The organism is Allobosea sp., assembly GCF_030694325.1.
Classification (GTDB): domain Bacteria; phylum Pseudomonadota; class Alphaproteobacteria; order Rhizobiales; family Beijerinckiaceae; genus Allobosea.
On sequence record NZ_JAUXYO010000252.1, the window covers coordinates 1 to 3,539 of the forward strand.

At 73.2% G+C, this 3,539-nt stretch carries 5 protein-coding genes and 1 pseudogene; 2 read left to right on the forward strand and 4 right to left on the reverse strand.

Going from position 1 to position 3,539, the window contains the following annotated elements; genetic code table 11:
- Positions 1-562: DUF1254 domain-containing protein (locus tag Q8M82_RS16545; protein WP_371126384.1), on the forward strand; the 562-nt coding region annotated here is incomplete at its 5' end.
- A gap of 12 nt (positions 563-574) precedes the next feature.
- Here the strand turns inward: Q8M82_RS16545 and Q8M82_RS16550 are convergent.
- Complete coding sequence (locus tag Q8M82_RS16550; protein ID WP_305692423.1) at positions 575-1,372, reverse strand: hypothetical protein; 798 nt, start codon at positions 1,370-1,372, stop codon at positions 575-577.
- Positions 1,369-1,593, reverse strand: coding sequence for a hypothetical protein (locus tag Q8M82_RS16555; protein WP_305692427.1), 225 nt, complete (start codon positions 1,591-1,593; stop codon positions 1,369-1,371). The genes Q8M82_RS16550 and Q8M82_RS16555 overlap by 4 nt, the downstream gene beginning before the upstream one ends.
- Before the next feature lie 144 nt (positions 1,594-1,737).
- Between Q8M82_RS16555 and Q8M82_RS16560 the strand changes: the two genes are divergently transcribed.
- Complete coding sequence (locus Q8M82_RS16560) at positions 1,738-2,871, forward strand: hypothetical protein (RefSeq protein ID WP_305692424.1); 1,134 nt, start codon at positions 1,738-1,740, stop codon at positions 2,869-2,871.
- Positions 2,872-2,909: 38 nt separating this feature from the next.
- On the opposite strand, the gene Q8M82_RS16565 is transcribed toward Q8M82_RS16560, so the two are convergent.
- Complete coding sequence (locus Q8M82_RS16565; protein ID WP_305692426.1) at positions 2,910-3,245, reverse strand: DUF1491 family protein; 336 nt, start codon at positions 3,243-3,245, stop codon at positions 2,910-2,912.
- Between the two features lie 23 nt (positions 3,246-3,268).
- Positions 3,269-3,539: pseudogene (locus Q8M82_RS16570) on the reverse strand (hypothetical protein); the annotation flags it as partial.

Here is a 3,539-nt window from a genome sequence, read left to right on the forward strand (position 1 = left end):
CCTCGGCGCGTCGCTGCGCCGCCTGCTGCTGGCGACCGCCGCAGGGCTCGTCCTCGCCGGCATCGTCCATATCGTGACCATCCTGACGATCCCGGTCGTCTCGACCAGCGATGCCGCCCATGCCTATGGCACGCTCGGCACGGGCGGGCAGGCAGAACTGATCGCCGGAGATCCGCGTGGCCTGCCGCTGCCGCGCGAGGCCGATCCGGCCACCGTCACCGCGATCTGCAGCTATGATCTTCGCGCCGGGCCGATGCGGGTCGTCGCCCGCGTCGGTACTCTGCCGCTCGGCCTGACGCTCCATCGCCAGGGCGGCGGGGTCGTCTACGCGATCACCGACCGCGCCGCGGTGCGCGGCGTCGTCGAGTTCGTGGTGATGACGGAGGATCAGCGCGACGAACGCGCCGCTCGCGACGAGGAAGGCGAAGCCGCGCGCGAGCTGCGGGTCGTCTCGGACAGCGAGCAGGGTCTCATCGTCGTGCGCGTGCTGGCGCGCCTGCCGTCGGATCGGGCCGATGCCGAGGCCCTGGCGAGGGGCGTCGCCTGCGGCATGGCGGACTGACGGACTTGACGGTCAGCCCTTGTAGACGACCGGCGCCTTGTCACCGTCGCCCGCAGGGCCGCGTCCCTCGCCACCGAAGACGCCGATCAGCGGCATCTTGCAGAGCGGGCCGGCCTCGGCCTCCAGCGCCATGATCGCCCGCTCGGCCCGGATCGCCTCGCGCGACGGCATCTCGACCACGAGATTGGCGAGTGCGTAGCGATAGCTTTCGATGCGGAAGCCGACGCGCTCGCAGACCCAGAGGATCAGCCCCTCGTTCTCGACGACGCGGGCCTGGGCCGGGTCGATCTGCGAGGGCGCGACATCCGGCGAGGCTTCGGCTGTCCGCATCCGCACGCGGTCCGCCGCCACGACGCGCATGGCGTTGGCGCGGAACGGCCCGATCAGAAGGCGGTCGGCATTGGCATCCTCCGCGAGGCGGGCATAGCGCGAGGCCTGCGAGGCGAAGGAGCCGCCGGTCAGGGCGTCGAAATAGTCGGACTTCGCGCTGGACTGCATCTGCGCCGGCAGGATGCGCGCATGGGCGAGGTCGGAGACGCGGCGCTGGAAGACGCTTTTCTCATGGCTCGGCATGACGAAGCGCCAGGCGCGGTCGCGCAGCTGCTCCTCATCGTCGGTAAAGCGAAAATACGAGGCGGCCTCGCCGCGCGCCGTGGCGGCCCAGAAGCCGGCCTGCGGTGCCAGCACCTGACTGAAGATGTCCTGCCGCGGGCGGCCGAGATCGCCGGTGCAGGCGCCCGCGGCGAGAAGCAGCGACAGGGCCGCGGCCCGCGCAGCGGGTGCGCCTGCAGAGCGAGAGATCTGCGTCACGCCGGCTGCCGGGCGCTGGTCGCCTTCTTCGGCCGCTTGGGACGGTTGGCGGCCAGCGCGCGGGAGCGGCGCGGCACCACCGGTTCGGCGGCAGCGGGCTCGGCCTCACGCTCGTAGCGGACGCCGGTGAAGAACAGGATCGCGGCGGACTCCGGACGCTCGGTCCGGGCTTCCGGCGGTTGCGTCCGCAGCCGGGACGCGAGGGAGATGACGACGGCCATGATGCGCCTCCATGCCTTGGCGCCTTGCTTGTGGGTCGCGGGAGATCGCTCTCCGGTTCACATCAGGCCCGCACATGGTTAACGCCCTCTTAAAGGCTCGGGGATTACTGTCGCCCGAACCCAGAATCACCAGCCGAGAAGCCCATGCCGTCGCGCATTTCCGCCGAAATCGCCCAGCTCGCCCGCCTCGCGCGCGATGGCGGGCTCGATCTCAGCCAGGTCTCGCTGCGGGTGAAGGCGGACCTGCTGATGTCGACGCCCCAGCCCGCCCCCGACGATCTCGCCGCCTTCGGCGAGATGGCGGCGACGCTGGTGCCGGGCGTCGACGAGGCCACCGCCGTCATCCTCGCCCGCAAGATCGCGGCCTGGCCGCACGCGCCGGCGCCCGCCCTCGAGGCTCTGCGCGCCCGGGGCGGCGCCGTGCTCGCCGCCCTGATCCGGCATGGGCTGCCGCTGGGCCCGGCCGAGATGGAAGATATCGCCGGCGAGCCCGACGGGCGGCTGGCCTCGGCGCTGGCGGAGCGCAGCGACCTCACGGCCACCGCCGTGCTGATCCTGGTCGAGCGCGGGGATCGGGCGATCGACTTCGCGCTGATGACGCGGGGCGCCGTGGCACTGCCCCGCGCGGCGCTCGACCTGCTGGTCGCGCGGGCCCGCCACGACGCCGGCTATGCCCCGCCGCTGCTGGCGCGGCGCGACCTGTCGAGCGTCGATCTCGCGCCGCTGTTCCTGGCGGCCGGCCCCGAGCGGCGGCTGGCGATCCTCGATTCGCTGGGAGCCCTCGAAACGCTGAGCCCCTCCGAGCGGCGTCCGGTCGTGTCAGGCGAGATCTTCGCCGGCTGGCTGGCCATGGCGGCGGATGATCGGGCAAGCGCCTTTCAGGCGGTGTCCGCGCATCTCGGCGGCGGGCCTTTGCTGGCGGAGGCGATGGCGGCCGACACCTCGCGCGACCTGACGGCGCTGGCCCTGACCGCCGCCGGCGCCAGCGTCGAGGATGCGACGCGGTTCCTGATTCGGCTGGGCGACGAGGCGGCCCATTCGGTCGAGCGGATCTTCGCGGTGGTCGCGCTGATGCGCAGCGTCCGGCCGGCCGTGGCGCTGCGGCTGGTCGCGCAGGTCGGCGGCATCGCCACGCCGCCTCTCGCCCGGAAGGGGCAGCATCAGCCGGCGATGGATGCCAGCGGCACGCCGCAGCGGCCGGGATCCGCCCGGCAGGAGCCGGCGGGCGGCGCCAGCGAAATCCTCCGCAAGATCGGCCTCAAGCGCGAGCGCAGCTGAGCGACAGCTCACGGCCGCTCCTGCGGCGACCGCCGCGATCAGCTCTCGACCAGATCGAGCCTGGGATCGCCCGCGCGGTTCTCGATCTCGACCAGCCAGAGATCGGAATCGAAGCGCAGCTCGCGCGCGACCCGCTCCTCGACGCTGCCGGGATCGGAATCGAGAACGAGCTGGAAGCGGCGGATGCCGTCATCCTCGGCGAGGGACTGCGGCGCCGGGCCGTAGAGCGCAGCGGTCCGGTCGAGCCGGTCGAGCTTGACGAAGATCGCGCCGGCCTCGGCCGCGCCGCGTCGCCGCAGCACCGCGACGAGCCCGTCATGCGCGGCCTGGCGCAGATAGGCTGAAACCCAGAAATCGCTGGTCAGGCGCGCCATCGGCCGCTTGCCCCCCGCGCCCATCAGTTCTCGGCGCTGCGGCGCTGGTTCGACGAGCGCGCCTGCGCGACGCCGCGAACCTCCGCGGGCGGGCGGATGTCGGCGCCGTTGATCAGATCCGCGATCGGATCGCGCTGGGCGGGAGCGCTGGCGCGGGCAGCGGGAGCGGGCGCAGGCGCGGTTCGGGCCACATTGGTCACTGCCGCAGGCGGACGGGCGCCGGCTTCGCGCGGAGACGGCGACAGATCGGCCGGCCGCGTCGGCGGGATCGGCGCCGCCACGCCCGAGGCGGGT